The organism is Dorea sp. OM07-5 (assembly GCF_003481355.1).
GTDB classification, from domain to species: domain Bacteria; phylum Bacillota; class Clostridia; order Lachnospirales; family Lachnospiraceae; genus Dorea_D; species Dorea_D hominis.
The window spans coordinates 56,975-78,959 of the sequence record NZ_QUKZ01000008.1; the positions used below are offsets into that span (position 1 = coordinate 56,975).

Sequence of the window (21,985 nt, forward strand, 5' to 3'; positions counted from 1 at the left end):
CTGACATCTGCCTTTTATCACCGAATTTCCAAACGATAGCCTGTTCCCCGGATGGTTTCAATCTCTTCTTCCATATGAAGTTTCTGCATGGTTTTCTTTAATCTCGTCAGATTTACCTGCAATGCATTTTCATCGATAAAATCTATTGTATCCCAAAGTGCAATCGACAGTTCTTCTTTTGTCACGATCTGCCCACGCTTCTTAAGAAATACTTCCAGTAATTTCCCCTGATTCTTTGGCAGGACAATCGATTCATCATGGATATAAAGTGTATATGTCTGCTGATCCAGCAAAAATCTTTTCCCTTCCAGCAAATGCTTGCGGCCTTCATATCTTTTTAACACATTGGACACCCTCGCCAGAAGTCTTTCTTTCCGGCATGGCTTTGTCAGATATTCATCCGCACCCAGTTCCAGCGCACGCAGTTCATCTGCCATCTGGTCTCTCGATGTCAGTACACAGACCGGCGTCGTTCCTTTATGCTTCAACTCCCGACAGATCTGGAATCCGCTCTTCCCCGGCAGATTAAGGTCAAGCAGAACGAGATCAAGAGGAGCCTTAGAAAGCTCCTCTTCCACCTTTTCAAAATCTTCTACCGCCACGACTTCATATCCGGCCTTTTCCAGTATTTCTCCTAATTCTTCACGTATGAAGACTTCGTCTTCCACAATTCCTATTCGTTTCATAAAATCATACTTTCTTTTATTCTTCTCTTTCCGGCACCATCAGATACAACAGATATCGGTCGCTGAGTTTCTTGACTTCCAGAATATAGATCAATTCTACGATCAGAAGCAACAGGATCATCCCGCTTGCACTTAAGAGCAGTACTTTCTGTGTACCTTCTCCTGTTTCCACAAACAGGGAAAATAAGCTTGCCATCGCCGGAATACTTCCGGCTGCTCCTAAGAATACCGGAATGCCAAAATACCAGTTAATCTGCTTTCTTGCGGAACGGCAGAGCGCATTGGAGGTTGCTCCGAGCCGTATCAGAGTCTGATACCGTCTGCCAATTTTCTGCTGATTTGTCAGGAACTGTACACTGATTACCGTATTTCCAATAATCAGGAAAATCACTGCCAGATAGATTGTAATATAACTTGCACATACACCGTAGAACATACGTCGTCCAAGGCTCTGCAGAAAACAGTCATACGAAATTCCGACTTTGTCAAGTTTCTGGTTCATTTCCTGATATACACGGATAAGTCCCTGTTTTTCCGTTTTTGAAGGTTTTAGCACGCCATCCAGATATGTGGTGCCCTTTCCGGCTGTCATCTGTTCATAAGCCTTGTCCGGTACGATCAGCGCAAATCCAATTGTAATCGCGCGGTCGGCAACGATTTCTTTATTCATAACCTTTTCCCCAAGGCTCCATGTCTTTCCGTCCATTGTAACATGTATATTTCCCTGTAAGGCTTTACTCATTATTTCTTTAAACTCATCGGAATAAAGTGCCGATCCAAGGTAAACTGCTGCCTGGTGATCTTTCAATGCAAGAGGCTTTTCTCCTGCCTGTTTTAACAGCTCATTATACCCGGATAATGCAATAATATGCGGTGTATCTTCCTGTTCTATCTCCATTGCAAATACATTTTCATTCGGTGTCTTTCCATCTTTTTTCAACTTGTCTACGAGTTCATCTGCGTTAAAGCCAACTACCCGGTTCTTCTTTTTCGATGGTTTACCTTCCTTATCCAGATTTTCGATCGAAGATTCTATATATCCGGTTTTAATCTGGATCAGCTTTTCAAAATCTGAGCGAAGCCCGAACTTCTGCAATTTTTCAATAGTTGTACTGACGTCCTCATTGTCATCGTCAAATGTATAATCTACGACACGCTCGCTCTGTACCGTATAACTTCTGGCAATCCCGATTCCTGCACCGAACAGGCAGAGTGCTGCGAGGATCAGAATACAGCTCACCGCCGGGACGCTGCTCTTGCGGATAAACATTTCTTCCAGCTGGCGGAATGTAAACATTCCCAGTCTCTCGTGTCGGCTGCCCCATCTGCCCAGTTGTTCCAGTATCAGCCGGAAACCATAGAATACAAGAAATACTCCGGCAATTCCAAAGACTACTGTCCGTGCAAGAATAAGAAGGTCATCCCATATATGTCCACGGATTCCATCATAAAATGCCACAAACAATAACACGCATCCTGTCGCAAAGGCAAGCACATACAGAACCTTCGGTCTTGTTTTTCCCTGCTCTTTTGCCTGCGGATTCATAAGATTGCCGATCTCGTCCTTAACTACCGCGCCGCTTAAGAACAGGCACGCAAATAATTTTACCAGTATGAAACCGACAGCGGTTCCAATCACTGCAGCGAATGAAAATGTACTCTGATGACCGAGGATTCCAAGCCCCTCTACCTTCGCTGTGATCAGGCTGACCAACTCGGAAATGCAGACTGCAACCGGGATTCCTGCCACAAGGATCAGAAGACTGCTCTTAATATCTTCTGTCATCAACATAAAAAACAGCCGGCTCCGGCTCATGCCCATCATACGGTACACACCAAATTCATGTTTTCTCCGCTCCATCTGGTAACGTCCTGCAAAATATACGAGAAAGAACAAAATGCATAACGATGCGCCAAACAGTATCGGAACCATTTGAAAGATTTTCTGTATAGCATCACTTTCCATCTCTTTCAGGAAAATGATCACATCCTGCTTCGGCAGTGCCAGAATCACATAAAATGCAATTACGACAACGAGAAGTGAAGCATGAAACAATCCATTTTCCCTGCGGCTTCTCTTACTGTTTCTGGAGACAAGTTTAAAGAACATTTGCACTGCCTCCTCCCAACTGCGCCAACACTTTCAAAATGCGCTCGTAAAACTCCTGCTGGGATTCTTCTGCGAAATCTCTGCGCAGCTCATGGAAGAGTACTCCATCCTGGATAAATAAAATCCGTCCGCAATAACTTGCTGCATTTGCATCATGTGTCACCATCATGATTGTTGCTTTTTTGTTGCGATTTAAACCGAAGAGTTTCTCCATCAATGCTTTTGCATTACGCGAATCCAGTGCCCCGGTCGGTTCATCTGCCAGAATCAGGTGTGGATCCATGATCAATGCTCTGGCTGCTGCTATACGCTGTTTTTGCCCGCCGGACATCTGTGTCGGAAATTTGTCCAGTACATCCTGTATCTCAAGATATTCTGCCAGTTCTTTTAACTTCTGTTCCCCTTTTTTCTCTTCATATTTATGAAGAGCCAGCGGAAGAAGAATATTTTCTCTTCCGGTAAGGTTCTCTAAAAGTTCAAAGTTCTGGAAAAGGTAACCGATCTGGCGTCCTCTGTAATCGGAAAGTTCTGCGCCTTTCAACGAACGGATATCGGTTCCATTTACAAGAATCTGTCCTCCTGTCGGACGAATCACACTTGCCACGCAGTTAAGAAGTGTGGATTTTCCGGATCCGCTGCTTCCCATGATTCCTAAAAATTCCCCTGTCTGTACTTCCAGGCTGATTCCATCCAGTGCCTTTGTCTCATTTTTCTTGTTTCCATAATATTTACATAAAGATTCAATTTTTAAAATACTCATTCTCTGCTCTCCTTTCATTGATGTAATCATAGCATCTGTGGCTTCCAAATAACACTTACAGTGAATGAAAGGTTTCGCAGGCTTTCGTTTCTGGTATTTGATAATAATATGCCTTACAGCAGATCATCCTTAATATCTTCCTCTGTCATGCGAAGTCCGACCACACTCGAAACAGGCAGTGAAAATACGATTGCCTTCTCCTTACTCTTCAATCCGGTTTTCTCCATGATTGCTTTCATAATCTGTGCTTTCTGTGAGGAGCGAGTAACAATGAAGATCATTTCCTTCTCTTCCACGAGGGAAACACCAAGATATTTTCTGGCGAGCTCTGTTCCGGTTCCTTTCGCATGGACAACTGTACCGCCTCCCGCATTTGCTTCTCTTGCGGCTTCCATAACCGTATCGATATATCCCTGATTGGCAATGGCAATCATCAGTTCATAATCTGTCTCCTTCAATGCTGTTTCCTCCTCTTTTTCAAATGGCTGTTCCTGTATCAGATATTGCAGTGTCTTTTTGCCGCCTATGCTCGCAAGCGGCACTGCAAAAGCAATTCCCGTTCCCGGAACATCAATTTTCATATCAATGATCAGTCCGCGTTTCAGTCGTTTCCATGTATCTCCGGTCACGATGGAGAGGAAAAGAATCTTTTCTGTTTCTTCTAATCCAAAATAATTCAGCACCTCACTGTTCGCTGTCCCTTTTCCCAGTATTTCAAAAAATACCTGCTGTTCGTGTGTCTTATAAAATTCGCGAAACTTTTTTCTTGCGCTGCGGCTTGTGATCGCAGCCATCATATATAACCGGCTCATATTTTTCCGCCTTTCTAATTCCAATAAATCGTTTCATACTGTACGCTCTCACATCTACACTCCACTCTGGTCGGCACTAAACATGTGTCGTTGACATATAGCTCTTCTGATGTTATATGATACCAGTGAATTGCTCCGGATTCCAAGGTATCATCATAACTCTATAATATCCATGTCGCCGTATGCTTCCAGTGGCAGTACAGGAACCGCCTCTTCAGTCTGACGTTTCTTCTCCTGATGCTGGTAAACCGCACCTAGTATCTGTATCGTGATAAGTGGTGTCATCGCAACCATTGCCACAACACCAAATGCATCCGTAACTACATTTCCTCCAATCGCTTCGCATGCTCCCTGTGCCAGAGGCAACAGAAAAGTTGCCGTCATTGGGCCAGAGGCAACACCACCGGAGTCAAATGCTATCGCAGTGAAGATTTTCGGTACCTGGAACGCAAGAAGCAAAGAAACTGCATAACCCGGTATGAGAAACCAGAAAATAGAAATTCCGGTCAGTACACGGATCATTGCAAGCCCCAGTGAGACTGCAACGCCACAGGACAAACTCAGTCCCATTGCCTTCCCAGGTATCGCACCCGAAGTCAGCTCTTCTACTTGCTCCATGAGCACATAAACTGCCGGTTCCGCCTTTACGATGAAATAGCCGATCACCATGCCGATCGGTACAAGCACAAACGGATTCGGCAACCCTGCAAGTACCTGCCCCAGATAATTACCGGTTGGGAGAAATCCTACATTTGCCCCTGTCAGGAACAGCACAAGCCCAATGTATGTATACAGGATTCCAATTGCAATTTTCACCAGTGTCCGTTTCATCAGATGCAAAGCCAGTACCTGGAACACAAGGAAAAATACAACAATCGGAAGCAGTGATAATAGCATTTCTCTTATATAAAGTGGAAGTTCCGCTGTGAACAGTCTTCCAAGTTCTATCGAATCCTTCACATCCGGAATATGGATGCCTGCATAAACGCCACTCTCCGGGCGGTAAAGAATACCTAGAAGCAGGACGGCAAGTACCGGCCCGATTGAACAAAGTGCAACCAGACCGAAACTATCCGTTTCTGCATATTTATCACTTCGCACTGCGGAGAAGCCAACACCAAGCGCCATAATGAAAGGAACGGTCATCGGTCCTGTCGTGACTCCGCCGGAGTCAAATGCGACCGCCAGCGAATCTGCCGGCACAAAAAACGCAAGAATAAATATCACCGGATAAAACAAAAACAATAATCTGTAAAGCGCAATTCCAAATAACATACGAAGAACCGCAACCACAAGAAATATCCCAACGCCTGCCGCTACTGCAAAGATCAGAACATTGTTCGGAATAGACGGAACTTGTTCGGCAAGCACTTGCAGATCCGGCTCCGACACCGTAATAATAAATCCCAGCGTAAAACACAATAACACAATAAATGGAAGTCTCCTGGAACCGGCAATTCTCGTTCCAATTCTCTCTCCCATAGGCGTCATCGCAATCTCAGCTCCCAATGTAAAAAACATCATTCCCACAACAAGAAGAATCGCGCCCACTAAAAAAGCCATCAGAATTCCTGCCGGAATCGGAGCGATCGTAAAACTAAGCAACAGAACAATCCCTATGATCGGCAGTACAGCTTCCAATGACTCTTTTAGTTTTTCCAATAATTTTGACTGATATAACTTCAATCGATACCATACCTTTCCTTTTATTTTTTACGTTTCATGTGGACTAATTGTAACATACTCTGGTTAATTTTTCCTTAAGAAAATTTCGTTTTGTTTAAGAAAAGGAACATACTTTAGACACATTTTCCCTGTATACTAAGAGTCAGATAGTTGAAGAACACATCAACTATCACCCCCTCATAAAGTAGCACCGGTCAAGCCGGTGTGCACTTTACTCTCATTCCTTTAGATAACTATAACAACAACGAAGCCCGTTAGCCCTTGTGGTTAGCGGGTTTTCGCTGTTCTGTACTTGTTGCAAAATCCGCTTCGGTCAAATCTCGGTCAAATAATTTTCTAAAGAAATGTTGCACCTTTTCTATTCTCTTTCTTATTCTTGTTCTGATTATATGATTTCCTTATACAAATTCTGTAATTTATCCATTTCCGATTTTGCTTTATCATCTGTGACGTGCGTATACAAATCCAGTGTGATTGCTATGGAATAATGTCCGAGGAATCCTTGTACTACCTTTGCGTCAATCCCGGCTTCAAAACAACGCGTTGCAAAAGTATGACGAAGTGCATGTGGATAAAAATGCGGAATCGGTATAAACACTGTCTTGTTTTTCTCTGCCTGCTTTTTTCGTTCCTTATTGATAGATTTTTCTATCCAGTCTAACGTCACTTGAAAGGTGTGTTCTGTAATCGGTTTTCCGTTCTTTCCAACAAACACAAGATTTTCAAATCCCTCTAATGGTTGCCATTCACTAGCTGACAACTGCATTTCTTTCAACTGAATCCACTGACGTTTTAAAGCCTTATACACACTGTCCTGCATGGGAATCGTCCGTATACTGTTCTTTGTCTTTGGTGTCTGGTACTTGAATACATACTTCTTTGTTTCCTTATCTTTGATATACACCAACGTTTTATTTACAGAAATTTCCCGTTTCCGAAAATCTACATCATCCCATGTAAGCCCAAGCAGTTCTCCGCCACGCATTCCCGTTCCGAGTGCTACCTGTATGAGATTCTCGTGTATTCTCTCCTTTGCGTGTTCCAATACTTCCCGTTGTTCTTTCACAGTCAGTACCCGTATCTGTTTTGTCTTTGTTTTGGGAACTTCCACTCCTGCACATGGGTTGAATGTAAGAATCCTGTTATGCACTGCATATTTGAACATAGCATTGAGAATATTATACACATCCCGTATAGTCTTTGTGCTGTAATCATCATCTGCCATATTCTGAAGCAGACGTTCCAAAATAATCGGATTAAAATCTGCCACACGTTGTTTTCCTATCTGCTTCTTTATGTAACGTCTGTAAAAATCATCATAACGTACTTGTGTACTCTCCTTGATAGTCCGCTTCTTATGGGTATTCAGCCAGATATCAAACCATGTATCCAGAGTGATATTATCGCCCTTTCCTTTCAACCCATGCTTGACTTCATAGCGTAAATCTTCCATTTCTTGAACTAACTTTTTTAAGTCCGCATTATCTTTTGTATACGTTTCTCCTTTGTAATAAAACCGCCCTCTGTAAATTCCGCTTTTTCTCTGCATAATTCCCGGCGGTAATGGATTTCCTTTTAAGTCCTTGCCCAATCTGCACGCTCCTTTCCGTGCAAGGACTATCAGAACTGGTCTGACAGTATTATATGCTTATTTGTGTTTATACTGCAATTACTTCATATTTATTTTTCAGATTATGCCCTTCGTTTTTCTTCAAAAACTGGTCTAAAACCTCAGAGCGTATAAGAATCTTATTTCCAATCCTTATGACCGGAATCTTCTGCCATGTAATCAGCTTTCGCAGATTATTTCTTCCAATTCCCGTATACTCTGACGCTTCATTCACTGTAAGGGCTTTCTTTGTCTGTATCGTGTTCTGTGTATGTTCTGTCAAAGATTCTCCTTTCTTCTTCCCTCAAAAGGAAAGATTTTTTATAGTCCTCATATATGCGTTGTTGTTCTTCGTTCATCTGCCCCCGTTCTATTAGCTGGCGGATATAATCTCTGTTATCCAGTTTTCCGATTTTATCCATTAGCTTTAAAGAGGGCGAAACTGCTACGTTCAGCCACTGCCATGTTCGTTCCAGTGTCTTTTTCTCTGGATTCATGGTCAACTTTATCTTCCCTACATCCTGCATGAGTTCTTCCCACGGGGGATAAGTAGGATAAAGCCGTTTTCTTGTAACCGTGCTGTTTTCCGGCTTCTGTAAAAACCGCACTTTCTCGTTTAATACAGACAACGCAATCCGTGCCACATCCCTGTCTTTCAGAAGTTCTTCTACTAATCTGACCGCTTTTTTGTGCCGGAATCGAAGTTCATATCTGTTCCAGTCCGGGTTGAGTTCTTTTCCGAACTTTTCTGCCTGTTCATATCCCTTTTCATAGAATGTAATCCGAAAATCACTGTGTTTACTGCCGAGATATAGTGTTTTTCCCTGCGCTTCTATTTCATCCTCTTTCAGTCTATCAGAACGATTCTCTGCTGTATCACGCAACTGACTAGATATCAGCCCCTCGTTTTTCAGACGAATCAATTCCGGGATAGACAGATAAGGCTTTGTATCGTCGATTGCCAAGTCTATCCTCGGAAAATTCACCGGGTATCTGCAAACTCTTTCCAGAAAATCAAACCATGTTTCCTTATTCATCATAAGGAAATTTTCATAATTCCTGCACCCCGAACCACTCATAAGAATCTGAAATCCCTCATACTGTGCATTTCCTGTCGGTTTCAGAATCTTGATATTGTCAAATCTTGCTATCAGTTCGTGTCCAGCAATTCCTTTTTCCTTACCATGCAGTTCCATAAAACTCAGTGGAATCCGCAAGATATCTTCTATGATTATGAACACGTCTACACCTTTGACAGTAATCTGACACCAGTCAATCAGTGCTGTCAAATCTTCTTTCTGACGAGTTACCCCCCTGTTAGTATAGGGGGGTTCTGAAATTTTCATTACCTCTGTTATCATCATCCCTGCCTTTCGTAGTATGCCGTGGCTTTCGCCACGTTCCCGGAACTTCCTCTACTCCCTTTGCTCCTTTCACGCTGTACGGAGCAGTCCGCAGAGAATTTCCGGGAACAGTCTCTACACGTTTCCTTTTCCGGTAACAACACGGATACCCTTGCAGGAGATTCTGTCCACCAATACTGGGAAGTTTCCTCTCTGCACATAAGGGGCATATACCGCTTCTTCTAGTTCTACCACTGTGTAAGGCTCTACCTTTGGAAGTTCTGTTGCTTCCAGACGGATATCTACGCTGTTTCCAAGTTTCATGCTTCCGAGGTGAAGTTTCAATGCTTCCACTTCCTCGGTTTTCTTCCGGGTTTCCTTATCATACTTATAGCAGTAGTCTGCTCCCATGTAACGGAGTTCCCCGAACGCTTCTCTGACCTGTTCTTTTGTCAATGTAATCTGCATGCTACATTTCTCCTTTTTTGAAATCATGGTGAATGAGTGTCTGGTAAGTGTGACAAGTCCTTTTCATATCCACGTCTATATTTATTTCATTACTTTTCTCCTTACCTCTTAACCTCATCATAGACCTGTTTTTTCTTCTTGTCAACAATTATTTTACTTTTTCCCTTACTTTTTATTTTTGTATTTCAAACGCTTAACTATATCTTTTTATAACTTATTATAATTTTACCCTTACATTTATCCTTATCTTGTGTTATGATGAAAACAGAAACGAGGTGTGCATATGTTTGTGAATAAAGAAGCAGTAGGAAAACGAATTTTACAGATACGCAAGAAATACGGTTACAGTATGCAGAAGTTTGGGGAAATCATAGATAATGCCCCGAAAGGCTCTGTAAACAGTTGGGAAAAGGGTGTGAATCTTCCCAATGAGAAACGCTTGAAGCAGATTGCCACGTTGGGCAATATGACGCTGAATGAACTTCTGTATGGTTCATTTAAAGAATATGTAGATATGCTTATCACAGAAAAACTGGGGATTGAACTGCCGGAAGAATTTACCAGAACTTTCTATTCTCTTTTAGAGCAGAACGGATTTACCTACGGGGATGATATCGAAATTGTCCGGCTTGTAAACGGCTTTCTGACTTATCATAACCTTACAACAAAAGAAACCGCCATTTTCTATCAGCCAACTGCATACTCCGGCGATTATTTTGACGGTATCATACAAAAAGCGGATTCTTCCGTTCTGGTCTGCCGGGCATATGCAGATAAGGCAAACAACACCTTACATATCATTCCGGCTTTTGAGAATGGACAGACTGAGGAAGTAGCAGACTTCTTTCATGCACTGAAAAGCATAACCGCTCCACACAACAACAATTATTTCACTTCCGGCTTTCTGACACTCGGACTGGCATTGAGAGATTCCAAAGTAATTATCTATGGAATTGATGAAAAACAGGGAACAGCACAGGTAATCCCTTACGAATATGATTGCGAATCAGACGCTTATATCCAGAATGAACATCTGGCATATACCAGACAGGATAGCTTTTTCCGAGAAGCCACGAAAGAAGCGGTCTATCGGAAAATGCAATCCGACAGAAGTAACCCATAAGATAAACAAGAGGACTTGCAAGGTTTGTGACCTTTCAAGTCCTCTTATGTATCATGATGGTATTGGCTGTGTCCGTTCCGTAAAGGACTGCCCTACGGCGTCTCGGCTTCGCCTTGTTCCTTTACCTCACTAATAATAATGTTCTGATAGCAGAACTCTTACTTATACTTTTATCTTACTATTCTTTCAATTTTTACCGTTTCACCATCAATATTATACTTAAAAAAATAAAATTTAATAACATTTCCTTCTGATACTTGTTCTAGATCACCTTTACACTTAGTACAATCTAAACTAACTTTTGTCGTATCAAAAAATAGACTACTTTCTTCCTTCTCATTTAGTTCTATTAAAAGTGTATCAAAAGTTTTCTCTACAACAACCCCACTCAAATGAAACCAATGAGAATTATCATCTCCACTAGAACGCAACTCCATATTTTGACGATTCTCCTTAAAAACATTTCCTTTTACGCCAAGCACAATTAATACTATTGCAAGCAAAAGTATGATTAACAAAATCAATCGTTTCTTATCCATTAAATGTAGTCCCCTATATGTCTGTCCAACTATCAAAATCAAAATTCAAATAACGTACTGTATCCCCCCATCCATCAAATACCATCAATGTATGTACTGTATTTCCAGAATTATATGCTCGCAAAGTTGCATATCCCTCTGCTGCCATTGAATGCCCCGCACGTTCTCCAGTATCACTGCTAATTATACCACAATGGACAACTGCTATATCTCCTCTATCAATGCAATTAGTGAAAAAATTATAATTGGGACTATAGTCAGTATTTTGTGTTACAGAAACATTCTTTCCAGCACAAAAGTCCACAAATCCAGGTCCAATATTGCCAATAGTTGTTGAACCATATGTTATTCCTCCACTCTCCGATGAAACTGTCGTTCCTGTTGAATCCCAAATATCCATATAATCACCTGCAATATCTGTATAATCAACAGCATTATAATATGCACCACATGCTAATAATGCACTAACTGCACATGCATAATGTCCTGTTACACTTTCTATATACGGCTCATTAAAGGAAATAAATTCTTGAAGATGATTTGTTGAAACAAGCGTGTAGTTTTCATAAACTTCAGCAACATCTAGCAAAACCTCATCCCAAGTAGCTGGGTCTTTTCCCCTACTCTCATTCAATGACAGTACTGTTTTTTCTAATGTTTACTTTAATAATATATCTTATTTCCTATTTTGTCTATATTTTTTTATGTTTATTTCAAATATTTCATTCTATTTTATTTTTATCAAACTATTTTCAAACAAATCCAAACAAAGAATCTCGGGGCAAATTTCGGTCAAATCAGGATAAATAAATATAACACTTTATATGTAAGTCAATTTTAAAAAAGCCTGTAATTCCGGGCTTTACAACACTTTGTAACACAATATAAACCAGTTCGATAATCCCTCATTCCTTTAGATAACGATAAAAACAACGAAACCCGTTAGCCGTATGGTTAGCGGGTTTTCGCTGCGCTAAAAAGGGGACGGGGCTTTTCTCAAAAAGCCCCGTCCCCTTTTTAGAAATGACCTGTCCCCTTTTCAATTTGCACCTGGCACTTTCTAGAAAATCCCCGTCCCCACTGCGCGATGGAGTTCATCAAGGATCTCTTTTTCCACAGTCAGTGGAAAACCATCCACACTCAGTACCTGTTCTTTTGTTACGCCATCGATGCTGCCGAGATCTACGATCGCCTGCAGATAGGATTTGATTTCTTTATATGTAGGAAGTACCTGTATCTTTTCTATCTTCTGTATATATGCCGCTAATGCATATGCGCCCCAGTTGGATACGGTTGCGATAATTAGATTGTCAACTTCTACCTTGCATGGTACAAGCGCCAGTTTATCTACAATAACTTCTTTCAGATTGCCCATACCGATTTCATTTCCGCCATCTCCGACACCAAATGTCGGGATTCCGCGCTTTTTGGCAAGATCAAAAAGGATATCGGCTTTTGCTGTATTTTTCTTAATGCTTACACCGCGCATATTTGCATAATCATCTTCAATATTTTTGCCACAGCGTTCAATGGAAATCAGTGCAACCGGATCGTAATCTTCCAGAACTTCTGTATACTGTTCTACGCCATCGCAGATATGTGCATATTCTACGTCCAGATCCTCAAGTTCAAAAAATCCACGACAATATTTATCTGTTACGATGATCGGTCGGTATCCGACAGCCCGCAGTGCTTTTGCGAGTGTCATCGTTCCGAGAGGACCATCCGTCTCTGCATGTCCCGCTACATAAAATCCGGTTGTCAGAAATATATTTCCTTTCGGAAGCTCCAGAATCTTCTCAGCCGCCCTCTTGCAGTAGAAATCGCCCATATATTTGCGCAGGATAGTCATACCGCGCTTGGAATGACGCAGTACAATATCTTCAACGGTTTCTTTTTTTATATTTACTTTTGTCTGTGCCGCCTGTGCCTGTGCTCCCACTTCTAATCTCTCCTTTATTTTTGCTGTCGTCTTCTGCCTGTTTTATTTCTCAATTACTTCTTCGATTGATGCAATCCTGATGTTTTCTGCTTCCAGCGCTTTACGGATCTTCTGAACAAATGCCAGTGCTTTCGGTCCGTCTCCGTGAACGCATACAGAATTTGCTTCAACCGGAATCTCTTTTCCGGTAATCGCTGTTACGGTTCCTTCCTTTATCATCTTGATGACACGTGCCACAGCTTCGTCTTCATCGGTGATCATTGCGCCCGGTTTGCTTCTTGCTACCAGCGAGCCGTCTTCTTCATATGCTCTATCCGCAAATACTTCTTTTGCCACGCGAAGTCCTACTGCCTTTGCGGCTCCCATCATTTTGCTGCTACTCGGTGCAAGAAGGATAAGCTCAGGATCGACTTCTTTGATTGCTTCTGCGATTGCTGTTGCCAGCTTTTCATCTTTTCCTGCCATGTTATACATTGCACCGTGCGGTTTTACATGCTGCAATTTAATTCCCTGTGCTGTGCAGAATGCTTTCAATGCCCCGATCTGATACTGCACCATTGCTTTTACTTCTGCCGGCGATGCTGCCAGATTTCTTCTGCCGAATCCGACCAGATCCGGATATCCCGGATGTGCGCCAACACGGACGCCCTGCTCTTTCGCAAGTGCTACGGTCTTTGCCATTACCACCGGATCGGATGCATGAAATCCACATGCTACATTTGCAGAAGAAATAAAGGGAATGACTTCCTCATCCAGTCCGCATTTATAATTTCCAAAACTTTCTCCAAGATCACAGTTCAAATCTACTGCAAACATTTTTCTTCCTTCTTTCTATGTTTCAAATCTTTTTTCAGACTACTTCCATCTATTTTCAAAACCGCACAATACTCGTGTTCTCCCATCACTGCACTGCTACGCTTTTACTCATATCATGGTGGGTGGCTCTATTAGAACCACTTTAGTACTTCAATTCTACATTCTTTACATCCGTAATCAGCATATGTCCCGGTGCGTGTGTGATCACAATATCCGGTTTCACATTCATAACAACATTCTGCGGTGTTACGCCACATGGCCAGAATACCGGAACTTCTCCTTCATTGATCGTTACACTATCGCCGAAATCCGGTTTCATTACATCAGAAATACCAATTGCTTCCGGATTGCCAATCTGTATCGGTGCACCGTGTACTCTTGGCATCTCACCCGTGATCAGTGCGGATTTCACAACCTGGTCATTCGGGATCGGACGCATGCTGACTACCATATTTCCTTTGAAAATACCTGCCGGTGTGCAAGCGATATTTGTCTTGAACATCGGCACGTTACAGTTTTCCTCGATATGTCTAACCGGAATTCCTGCTTCCAAAAGTGCAGATTCAAAAGAGAAGCTGCATCCGATCAGAAAGCTCACAAAATCATCCTGCCAGAACTCTTCAATGTCGGTATACTCTCCGACAAGTTCGCCTTTTTTGTAAATGCGGTATTTTGGAAAATCCTTTGCCAGATCCACATCATCTGCGATATAGTGAAGGTCTCTGCTTCCTACGTCGCTGACTTCAAGGATCGGACACGGTTTCGGGTTTCTCTGGGTAAATAAGAGAAAATCATAAGCCAGATCCTTTGGCAGGATAACCAGATTTGCCTGTGCGTATCCCGCACACATGCCCGATGTCGGACATGTTATTTTTCCTTCTCGGATCAGTTTTCTGACCTCTGCCGGTTCCATATCACTGTAATTTACTGCTTCACTCATCTTTACCTTTCCCCGCTTTCTGTTTTCCATATCTTTGCTGCTTCATCTAACGAAATTTTCTGAAATCTCACCTGATCCCCCGGCTTGCCCTGTACCAGTTTTGGGATATCAAAAGAACACACTGTAGCAATCTTTGCATATCCTCCGGTTGTCTGCCGGTCTGCAAGTAAAATGATTGGTTTTCCATTTGTCGGAACCTGAATGGAACCAAGTGCAATTCCATCGGAAATAATATCCGTTCCGTTTACACTTTCGATCGATGCACCTTCCATCCGGTAACCCATCCGGTCACTCTGATCAGATATCGTATAAGTTTCATTGTAAAATGTTTTCTTTCCCGCCTCGGTAAAATACTCTTCCTGCGGTCCTTCGATCACACGGACAGTGATTGGTGATGTATATACATCCGGCTTTGCCATACGGTCTTTCAGTGCTTCATAACTTCTGCCATTTTTGCCAATTTCAAAAACATCTCCGGCTGCCAGCGCCCTTCCTTCGTAACCACCCATCTTACACTTCAGATTTGTTGAACGGCTTCCAAGCACAACCGGAACATCAATACCACCGGCGAAAGCTACATAAGTTCTGCAGCCTGCAGTTACCATCCCAAGCGATAAGATATCTCCGGCTTTCACCTGGTATGCACGGTACATTTCTGTCGGTTTCTCATTTATCTTTACGTCCATTGTTGCTCCTGTAACAGCAATGACTGCATCTTCCGTGAATTCCATCGTTCCGCCGAACAAAGTTACTTCCAGTACGGCTTCTCCGTTTTCATTTCCCACAAGATAATTGGCCTTCTTATAAGAAACTTCGTCCATGACTCCGGATGTCCCGATACCGGAATTCATATATCCGTATCTGCCCGCATCCTGTACTGTTGTAAGCGGTCCCGGAATAACAACTTTTACTGACATCCTTCATCACCTTCTTCCACAACCTCTACCTGATACTCTCCTTTTACGATCATGTGGCGGATATCGTAGTAATCGCCAATCGTGATTGGTATAAAACGGATATATTCTCCTGCTTTACAGAGGATCGGATCTTCTCTGTACGGATCATAGAAATCAACCGGTGTACCACCCATCAGTCTCCATCCTCCCGGTGAAGCCAGCGGATAGACTCCTGTCTGATTGCCACCGATGCCGACAGCCCCCGGAAGAATCCTTACGCGCGGGCTTTTCAGTCTTGGCATTTCAATTCGTTTATCCAGACCACCAAGATAAACAAATCCCGGCAGGAATCCCATCATATAAATTTTATAATCAACGGAACTATGGATCTTTATGATCTCGTCACGATCAAGTCCGGTATGTTTTTCCATATCTGCCAGATCCAATCCGAATCTTGCGCCATAACAACACGGAATTTTTAAAATCCGTTTCTTCTCTGTTGTCTTCCCAATCAATTGTCCGGTCAGCTCTGCTGTCTGCTTCCTTACATTTTCAAAAGAGGTAATTGCCGGATCATAGTAAATCATCAGAGAACGAAACGTTGGTACCATTTCCTGTACACCCGGAATCCGAGTTTCTGCAATTTTCGCTGCCAGCGCATGTACTTTGTCATTGATCGCAGGATCGATCTGATTGCCAAATTCCACAACCAGCGCCCGGTCCCCTGCCGGCATATATTTTATTTCTCCCATGACTTCACCTTCTCATTTATTTATCTGTTGCTTTGTAAAATTCATCCAGAACTGCTACACGGATCTTCTCCAGAAGTTCCGGTGCTTTTCCGCCAACCGGCTTGCCATCGATCTCATTTGCATGCAGACATAAGTTGCTGGAGCTGGATACGATAACTTCATCTGCGTTGAACAGATCATCCAGTGTGTACGGTGTCTCGCTTACCGGAATCTCCAATTTCTTGCAGGCTTTGATAATATGTGCTCTTGCAATACCTGGAAGAATCAGGTTGTCAGTCGGTGCTGTTACCAGTTTGCCATCTTTAATAATATGGACATTACTATGTGCACATTCTGTTACACGTCCACCCGGTCTGTAGAATACACATTCCTGACATCCGGCTTCTTTTGCTTTCTGTGTCGCAACTACAGAAGGAATTAAGTTCAATGTTTTGATATTACAATGGAAGAAACGTGTATCTTCTCTTGTGATCAGCTTGATTGGCTTCGTTCCATCGGAAATTTCTGCCGGTTTCAGCATAATCCATAAGTTTCCAGGACCCTCTGTATATGCATGATCACGGATACCGGTTCCTCTTGTGACCTGATAGTAAACAAATAAATTACCTGTATCCATTTTATTTACCATTTCCTGAAGGAGTTCTTTCAACTCTGACTTTGTTACCGGCATTTTAATGTCCAGAAGTCCCGCACTGTTAAAGAATCTGTCGATATGTTCATCAATTGCGAAAATCTCATAATTTCTGGACGGACCTGCATCGTATACACCATCTCCAAACCAGCTGACACGGTCGTTCATCGGGATTGTCATCTCATCCAGTTCACCGTATTTGCCATTGTAATAACCTAAAGTTTTCATTGTAAATTCCTCCTTCTCCTGACCTTTTTACACTAAAAAAGGCGCACAAACTCATGTTTGTGACGCCTTCGTCCTGTACGCTCTATTAATTTCACCTACATTTTATGCTCACCCATTAGTTTTGTCAATGGGTTTTACTTAATTAAAGTGATAAATTTTCTTCCATCCATAAATACAGATCTTCAAATACCTGACTGCGGTCTGTTTCATTCAGGATTTCATGCCTGTCATCCTGATACAGCTTCATCTCTACTTTTTCAAATCCGGCATTCTTGTACTTGTCATATACTTTCTGTACTGCTTTTCCAAAATCTCCAACCGGATCGTCTGCACCGGATACAAAGAATATCGGCAAATCCTTCGAAATCTTCTCTATGCTCTCTTTGCGGGCAAGCACTTTCATTCCTTCAAACATCTGATAATAACCGCCAACCGTAAACTGGAAAGAGCAAAGTGGATCTTTCTCGTATTTTCTGCGCACATCCAGATCTGAACTGATCCAGTCTGTTGCTGTTACTGCCGGATGAAATTTTCTATTATAATTACCAACGCTCATCTTATGCACAAGCGGGCTGTGATAATGCCAGCCTCTTGCTGCCGCAAGCCCTTTGCAGAGCTTCTGCCCCATGTTCAATTCCGCCATGCTGTGTTCACCGGTTCCCATGATGATCGCACCGGCAAGTCCGTCAGCATACATCGTCAGATACTGACGAAGCAGAAATGAACCCATACTGTGTCCCAGCATAAAATATGGTAGATCCGGATAATTCTTCTCACCGACTCTGCGGACTCTGTGGATATCTCCGATTACATAATCGTTACCGTATTCTTCCGGGAAATGTCCGTATTCTTCCGGCTTTGCTGCAGTCTTTCCATGTCCCAGATGATCGTGCCCGATCACAAGATAACCATGTCCGTTTAAGTATCTGGCAAATTCATCGTAGCGGTCTATATATTCTACCATTCCGTGACAGATCTGGAGGATCGCACGCACTTCACCTTCCGGAATCCAGATGATTCCATGTGAGCGCGTCTTCCCTTCTGCACTTAAAAAGCTGAAATCTTTCTTCATTTTATATCAACTTCCTTCTCCTAACGATCTTCCATTTTTACATATTCTTTGTAGGAAGCCAGTGGCTTATACGCCGGACGGATAATCTTATCCGCATTCTTTAACTCTTCCAGACGGTGTGCACTCCAGCCGACAATACGCGCCGCCGCAAAAATCGGTGTGTAAAGTGCCGGAGGAAGATCCAGCATACTGTAAACCAGTCCGCTGTAAAAATCTACATTGGCATTAACACCTTTGTAAATCTTACGCTTCTGTGCGATCACTTCCGGAGCCAGACGTTCTACAAGCGCATACAGTCCGTATTCTTTTTCACAGCCTTTTTCCTCTGCAAGCTGTTTTACAAATTTTTTGAAAATGTCTGCACGCGGATCTGAAACAGAATAGATTGCATGTCCCATTCCGTAGATCAGACCTTTCTGGTCAAATGCTTTCTTCTCCAGCAGATCATTTAAATACTGACGTACTTCATCTTCATCTTCCCAGTCTGATACATGCGCTTTCATGTCTTCAAACATCTTCGTTACTTTGATATTCGCACCACCGTGTTTTGGTCCTTTTAACGAAGCCATCGCTGCTGCCATCGTTGAATAAGTGTCCGTTCCGGAAGAAGTTACAACGTGTGTCGTAAATGTTGAGTTATTACCACCGCCGTGATCCATATGCAGAACCAGAGCCATATCAAGGAGCTTCGCTTCCAGTTCTGTGTATTTACGATCCTCACGGAGCATCATCAGAATATTTTCAGAAGTAGACAGATCCGGTGATGGCGCGTAAATAAACAGGTCATCGCCCATACGGTAATTATATGCATGATAGCCGTACACCATCATCATCGGAAACTGGCTGATCAGGTTCAGACACTGTCTTAATACATTCGGGATACTTGTATCATCCGCTTTGCGGTCGTAAGTATACAGATTCAAAATACATTTCGCCAGCGTATTCATCATGTCCTGGCTCGGCGCTTTCATAATGACATCACGCACAAATGTCGGCGGCAATGTCCGGCGCTCTACGAGTGTCTCATGGAACATCTCCGACTCTTTTATATTCGGAAGCTCGCCAAACAACAACAGATATGCGATCTCTTCAAATCCAAAATGTCCGTCCTCTAAAAATCCACGCACCAAGTCTTTGATGTTATATCCACGGTAATACAGATTACCTGCACACGGAACTTCTTTGCCGTCCACGATCTTAGTCGCACAGACATCGGAAATATTAGTAAGGCCGGCAAGTACTCCTTTTCCATTCACATCACGGAGTCCGCGTTTTACTTCGTATTTGCTGTACAGGTCTTTTTCTATTGTCGTATTCTTCTCACACAGTTCTGCGAAATGCTCAATCTCCGGTGTGATCTCGAACAGTGCATATTTGTTTTTTTTCTCCATGCGCATCATCCTTTCTTTGTTAATATCTTTGTTTTTCAATCCACAATTGTTTTTTTCTGCAACAAATTTATTGTTTTTTACCATTTATATGATGTCAGAAACCACAATGCAATTACACCAGAGTGATTTTATGACTTAATGGCCCGCCCCGATATGAGCATAAACAGGAAGCATAAGCTTCACGATATACGATTATGCAGATAATTATAAATTTCATTGCTCAGTCTTGCAAATTCCTCCAGTGATAGTGCCTCTCCTCTGACGCTTGCGCCTTTGCCTAACGTCTCGATTGCTTCTGCGATCACTTCTTTCGGGAGATCCCATTTGCCTGCATTTTTCAAACCATTGGCAAGTGTCTTCCGACGCTGGTTGAAAGACGCTCTGATAATATCAAACATCAGCTTCTCATCTTCTACTTCCACCGGAGGTTCAGCATGTCTTGTCAGACGGATGACTGCTGAGCCTACCTTCGGTCTTGGCATGAAGCAGTTCGGTGGGACATTTGCAACAATGTACGGGTCTGCATAATATTGCACCGCCAGTGACAGAGCACCGTAATCCTTGTTACCCGGTCCGGTCTGCATACGGTCTGCCACTTCCTTCTGTACCATGACCGTAATGCTCTGAAGCGGAACATGATTTTCAAAAAGTCCCATAATGATCGGTGTCGTAATATAATATGGCAGATTCGCAACCACTTTAATCGGTTTTCCTCCGTTCTGCTCCTCTACGATCTTTGCAATGTCAAGCTTCAGAACATCCTCGTTGATAATCTGAACATTTTCATATTCATGCAGTGTATCCGCAAGAATCGGAATCAGATTTTTATCGATCTCAACCGCAATGACCTTGCCGGCTGCCTCTGCCAGATATTGTGTCATCGTTCCGATCCCCGGTCCGATCTCCAGCACCATGTCTTCTTTTGTAATCTCTGCGGAATAAATAATCTTATCCAGCACATGTGTATCGATCAGAAAATTCTGTCCGAACTTCTTCTGAAAATTAAATTTATATTTCTGTAATACTTCAATTGTATTCTGCGGATTTCCCAGATCTGGTTTTGCCATTTTCTCACTTCTCCCTGAATTTTAGGTATTTTTTAATTATACAATAAGTTTTGTCTTAATGATATACCCAAAATCGAAAATAGTCTTAAGAAAATATAAAGAAAACTCCGAAAATATATGGAAAAATTAAAATATAGCGAAATACATATAGAAATGCTAAAAAACAGGTAGAAAAAATCCAACCGGGAATTTCCTGGTTGGATTTCATAAAATTAATTTATTTGTACTTAATAAAGTTCACTATCGCTGATTCATTGCGAATAATGTCTTACACGTCCAGACCATACCTGATGCGTGCATATGCTTTATGCATCCAGACCATACCTGATGCGTGCATATGCTTTATGCATCCAGACCATACATGGCACGTGCATTTTTCTCTGTCTGTGCAACAACTTCTTCATATGAGATCTCTTTGATCTCTGCGATCTTTTCCGCTACATATTGGATATATGCAGACTGGTTTCTCTTGCCGCGGAAAGGCTCCGGTGCAAGATACGGGCAATCTGTTTCCAGCACGATTGAAGTAAGCGGAATCTCTGCGACTGTCTCTTTTACTTTTTTTGCATTTTTAAAAGTAACGACACCGCCGATGCCGATGTAAAAGCCCATTTTCACATACTCTTTTGCCATCTCTTTAGAATAAGAGTAGCAGTGGATCACACCATTTAACCCCTGTGCATGCCCCTTCATGATCTCCATCGTATCTGCCGCAGCTTCCCGGCTGTGGATCAACACCGGAAGATTATGCTTACGTGCAAGTTCAAGCTGACGGATAAACCATTCTTTCTGCAGATCATGAGATTCATGATCCCAGTAATAATCCAGTCCAATCTCGCCGACAGCAACAACCTTTTTCTGATCCAAAAGCGCTTCCATCCGTACAAGTTTCTCTTCGTCCAACGCACCAACTTCATCCGGATGTACGCCGACTGCGGCATACATAAACGGATATTTTTTCACCATTTCTGTCACACGTGCACAGGACTCATAAGTTGCCGACACATTGACGATCGTGCCGACACCATTTTCCTCCATGGACATCAGCAATTCTTCTCTGTCTACGTCAAACTGCTCATCATCATAGTGCGCATGCGTATCAAAAATCATCATC

General features: G+C 42.5%; 22 protein-coding genes. 1 reads left to right on the forward strand and 21 read right to left on the reverse strand.

The features are described 5' to 3' along the window. Positions 1 to 17: 17 nt before the first annotated feature. The 9 genes from DXC04_RS09300 to DXC04_RS09340 form a co-directional block, all read right to left on the reverse strand. Entirely contained in the window at positions 18 to 686 is a 669-nt protein-coding gene (locus DXC04_RS09300; RefSeq protein ID WP_117537932.1) for a response regulator transcription factor, read from the reverse strand. A 16-nt stretch (positions 687 to 702) separates the two neighbouring features. Continuing rightward, positions 703 to 2,796 (reverse strand): ABC transporter permease, encoded by a 2,094-nt coding sequence (locus DXC04_RS09305; RefSeq protein WP_118660893.1) that lies wholly within the window; start codon positions 2,794 to 2,796, stop codon positions 703 to 705. Beyond that, entirely contained in the window at positions 2,786 to 3,556 is a 771-nt protein-coding gene (locus DXC04_RS09310) for an ABC transporter ATP-binding protein (protein WP_021860610.1), read from the reverse strand. Before DXC04_RS09310 ends, DXC04_RS09305 begins: the two co-directional genes overlap by 11 nt. Before the next feature lie 113 nt (positions 3,557 to 3,669). Next, complete coding sequence (locus DXC04_RS09315; RefSeq protein WP_021860609.1) at positions 3,670 to 4,368, reverse strand: P-II family nitrogen regulator; 699 nt, start codon at positions 4,366 to 4,368, stop codon at positions 3,670 to 3,672. Between the two features lie 153 nt (positions 4,369 to 4,521). Then, positions 4,522 to 6,054 (reverse strand): DUF1538 domain-containing protein, encoded by a 1,533-nt coding sequence (locus DXC04_RS09320; protein WP_118660895.1) that lies wholly within the window; start codon positions 6,052 to 6,054, stop codon positions 4,522 to 4,524. Between the two features lie 385 nt (positions 6,055 to 6,439). Further along, positions 6,440 to 7,645: a tyrosine-type recombinase/integrase gene (locus DXC04_RS09325; RefSeq protein ID WP_009244191.1), complete on the reverse strand. Its 1,206-nt coding sequence runs from the start codon at positions 7,643 to 7,645 to the stop codon at positions 6,440 to 6,442. 67 nt (positions 7,646 to 7,712) lie between these two features. Continuing rightward, positions 7,713 to 7,898, reverse strand: coding sequence for a helix-turn-helix domain-containing protein (locus DXC04_RS09330; protein ID WP_004844108.1), 186 nt, complete (start codon positions 7,896 to 7,898; stop codon positions 7,713 to 7,715). Further along, the gene (locus DXC04_RS09335) at positions 7,891 to 9,009 is read right to left on the reverse strand and encodes a replication initiation factor domain-containing protein (protein ID WP_226853028.1); all 1,119 of its coding nucleotides are present in this window, start codon (positions 9,007 to 9,009) and stop codon (positions 7,891 to 7,893) included. The genes DXC04_RS09330 and DXC04_RS09335 overlap by 8 nt, the downstream gene beginning before the upstream one ends. A 132-nt stretch (positions 9,010 to 9,141) precedes the next feature. After that, complete coding sequence (locus DXC04_RS09340; RefSeq protein ID WP_009244196.1) at positions 9,142 to 9,474, reverse strand: hypothetical protein; 333 nt, start codon at positions 9,472 to 9,474, stop codon at positions 9,142 to 9,144. A gap of 283 nt (positions 9,475 to 9,757) precedes the next feature. Here DXC04_RS09340 and DXC04_RS09345 point away from each other — a divergent pair, with 283 nt between their 5' ends. Beyond that, positions 9,758 to 10,597, forward strand: coding sequence for a helix-turn-helix domain-containing protein (locus DXC04_RS09345; protein ID WP_117537929.1), 840 nt, complete (start codon positions 9,758 to 9,760; stop codon positions 10,595 to 10,597). A gap of 170 nt (positions 10,598 to 10,767) precedes the next feature. Here the strand turns inward: DXC04_RS09345 and DXC04_RS09350 are convergent, their stop codons facing one another. From DXC04_RS09350 to DXC04_RS09405, 12 genes are all read right to left on the reverse strand, one after another. Further along, entirely contained in the window at positions 10,768 to 11,136 is a 369-nt protein-coding gene (locus DXC04_RS09350; protein ID WP_004844112.1) for a hypothetical protein, read from the reverse strand. 13 nt (positions 11,137 to 11,149) lie between these two features. Then, positions 11,150 to 11,770, reverse strand: a complete 621-nt coding sequence (locus DXC04_RS09355) for a hypothetical protein (protein WP_243112133.1) — start codon at positions 11,768 to 11,770, stop codon at positions 11,150 to 11,152. A 426-nt stretch (positions 11,771 to 12,196) separates the two neighbouring features. Continuing rightward, the gene (locus tag DXC04_RS09360; RefSeq protein ID WP_242992942.1) at positions 12,197 to 13,078 is read right to left on the reverse strand and encodes a DUF4392 domain-containing protein; all 882 of its coding nucleotides are present in this window, start codon (positions 13,076 to 13,078) and stop codon (positions 12,197 to 12,199) included. A 42-nt stretch (positions 13,079 to 13,120) separates the two neighbouring features. Next, the gene (locus DXC04_RS09365; RefSeq protein WP_118660897.1) at positions 13,121 to 13,894 is read right to left on the reverse strand and encodes a LamB/YcsF family protein; all 774 of its coding nucleotides are present in this window, start codon (positions 13,892 to 13,894) and stop codon (positions 13,121 to 13,123) included. 142 nt (positions 13,895 to 14,036) lie between these two features. Next, a complete protein-coding gene (locus DXC04_RS09370) occupies positions 14,037 to 14,834 on the reverse strand; it encodes a putative hydro-lyase (protein WP_118660932.1) in 798 nt (265 codons plus the stop codon). 2 nt (positions 14,835 to 14,836) lie between these two features. Further along, positions 14,837 to 15,751, reverse strand: coding sequence for a biotin-dependent carboxyltransferase family protein (locus DXC04_RS09375; RefSeq protein ID WP_118660899.1), 915 nt, complete (start codon positions 15,749 to 15,751; stop codon positions 14,837 to 14,839). Next, complete coding sequence (gene pxpB, locus DXC04_RS09380) at positions 15,742 to 16,482, reverse strand: 5-oxoprolinase subunit PxpB (protein WP_118660901.1); 741 nt, start codon at positions 16,480 to 16,482, stop codon at positions 15,742 to 15,744. Before pxpB ends, DXC04_RS09375 begins: the two co-directional genes overlap by 10 nt. Positions 16,483 to 16,498: 16 nt before the next feature. Next, the gene (locus DXC04_RS09385) at positions 16,499 to 17,341 is read right to left on the reverse strand and encodes an aminotransferase class IV (protein ID WP_118660902.1); all 843 of its coding nucleotides are present in this window, start codon (positions 17,339 to 17,341) and stop codon (positions 16,499 to 16,501) included. A 142-nt stretch (positions 17,342 to 17,483) separates the two neighbouring features. Continuing rightward, the gene (locus tag DXC04_RS09390) at positions 17,484 to 18,413 is read right to left on the reverse strand and encodes an alpha/beta fold hydrolase (protein ID WP_118660903.1); all 930 of its coding nucleotides are present in this window, start codon (positions 18,411 to 18,413) and stop codon (positions 17,484 to 17,486) included. Positions 18,414 to 18,433: 20 nt separating this feature from the next. Then, on the reverse strand, positions 18,434 to 19,804 hold the full coding sequence (locus DXC04_RS09395) for a citrate/2-methylcitrate synthase (protein WP_021860594.1): 1,371 nt from the start codon (positions 19,802 to 19,804) through the stop codon (positions 18,434 to 18,436). A 179-nt stretch (positions 19,805 to 19,983) separates the two neighbouring features. Beyond that, positions 19,984 to 20,871, reverse strand: coding sequence for a 16S rRNA (adenine(1518)-N(6)/adenine(1519)-N(6))-dimethyltransferase RsmA (gene rsmA / locus DXC04_RS09400; RefSeq protein ID WP_021860593.1), 888 nt, complete (start codon positions 20,869 to 20,871; stop codon positions 19,984 to 19,986). A gap of 342 nt (positions 20,872 to 21,213) precedes the next feature. Further along, the gene (locus DXC04_RS09405; RefSeq protein WP_118660933.1) at positions 21,214 to 21,981 is read right to left on the reverse strand and encodes a TatD family hydrolase; all 768 of its coding nucleotides are present in this window, start codon (positions 21,979 to 21,981) and stop codon (positions 21,214 to 21,216) included. Between the last annotated feature and the right edge of the window lie 4 nt (positions 21,982 to 21,985).

Bases quoted from the DNA above. Each gene is read 5' to 3' on its own strand.
- DXC04_RS09310 (WP_021860610.1), bottom strand. From the start codon at position 3,556: ATGAGTATTTTAAAAATTGAATCTTTATGTAAATATTATGGAAACAAG.
- rsmA (WP_021860593.1), bottom strand. From the start codon at position 20,871: ATGGCAAAACCAGATCTGGGAAATCCGCAGAATACAATTGAAGTATTA.
- DXC04_RS09300 (WP_117537932.1), bottom strand. From the start codon at position 686: ATGAAACGAATAGGAATTGTGGAAGACGAAGTCTTCATACGTGAAGAA.
- pxpB (WP_118660901.1), bottom strand. From the start codon at position 16,482: ATGGGAGAAATAAAATATATGCCGGCAGGGGACCGGGCGCTGGTTGTG.
- DXC04_RS09395 (WP_021860594.1), bottom strand. From the start codon at position 19,804: ATGGAGAAAAAAAACAAATATGCACTGTTCGAGATCACACCGGAGATT.
- DXC04_RS09345 (WP_117537929.1), top strand. From the start codon at position 9,758: ATGTTTGTGAATAAAGAAGCAGTAGGAAAACGAATTTTACAGATACGC.
- DXC04_RS09365 (WP_118660897.1), bottom strand. From the start codon at position 13,894: ATGTTTGCAGTAGATTTGAACTGTGATCTTGGAGAAAGTTTTGGAAAT.
- DXC04_RS09375 (WP_118660899.1), bottom strand. From the start codon at position 15,751: ATGTCAGTAAAAGTTGTTATTCCGGGACCGCTTACAACAGTACAGGAT.
- DXC04_RS09340 (WP_009244196.1), bottom strand. From the start codon at position 9,474: ATGCAGATTACATTGACAAAAGAACAGGTCAGAGAAGCGTTCGGGGAA.
- DXC04_RS09315 (WP_021860609.1), bottom strand. From the start codon at position 4,368: ATGAGCCGGTTATATATGATGGCTGCGATCACAAGCCGCAGCGCAAGA.
- DXC04_RS09390 (WP_118660903.1), bottom strand. From the start codon at position 18,413: ATGAAGAAAGATTTCAGCTTTTTAAGTGCAGAAGGGAAGACGCGCTCA.
- DXC04_RS09385 (WP_118660902.1), bottom strand. From the start codon at position 17,341: ATGAAAACTTTAGGTTATTACAATGGCAAATACGGTGAACTGGATGAG.
- DXC04_RS09350 (WP_004844112.1), bottom strand. From the start codon at position 11,136: ATGGATAAGAAACGATTGATTTTGTTAATCATACTTTTGCTTGCAATA.
- DXC04_RS09335 (WP_226853028.1), bottom strand. From the start codon at position 9,009: ATGAAAATTTCAGAACCCCCCTATACTAACAGGGGGGTAACTCGTCAG.
- DXC04_RS09305 (WP_118660893.1), bottom strand. From the start codon at position 2,796: ATGTTCTTTAAACTTGTCTCCAGAAACAGTAAGAGAAGCCGCAGGGAA.
- DXC04_RS09405 (WP_118660933.1), bottom strand. From the start codon at position 21,981: ATGATTTTTGATACGCATGCGCACTATGATGATGAGCAGTTTGACGTA.
- DXC04_RS09370 (WP_118660932.1), bottom strand. From the start codon at position 14,834: ATGAGTGAAGCAGTAAATTACAGTGATATGGAACCGGCAGAGGTCAGA.